At 72.2% G+C, this 205-nt stretch carries 1 protein-coding gene; it reads right to left on the bottom strand.

Features of this window, described 5'->3' with window-relative positions; all coding sequences use genetic code 11:
- Nucleotides 1–205, bottom strand: a 205-nt coding sequence (locus IF06_RS32755; RefSeq protein ID WP_036312225.1) for a serine dehydratase beta chain, incomplete at both ends; no start/stop codon positions are given.

Below are 205 nucleotides of genomic sequence, written 5' to 3'. Positions count from 1 at the left end.
ACCCTCCAGCCCCAGCAGCACCGCCCGGTCACTGCCGTGCCCGTGGCCGGTCGCGCCGAGCGAGCCGAACAGCTCCGCCCGTACCCGCGCCACATCGGCGAGCTGCCCGTCGGCCTTCAGACCCGCCACGAACGTACGGGCGGCCCGCATCGGCCCGACGGTGTGCGAGCTGGACGGCCCGATACCGACGCTGAAAAGATCGAAA

The sequence above is a fragment of the Micromonospora globosa genome, from assembly GCF_000717585.1.
Taxonomy (GTDB): domain Bacteria; phylum Actinomycetota; class Actinomycetes; order Mycobacteriales; family Micromonosporaceae; genus Micromonospora; species Micromonospora aurantiaca.
Note: the sequence above shows the minus strand (reverse complement) of the source record. Positions and strands in the feature narration are given on the sequence as shown.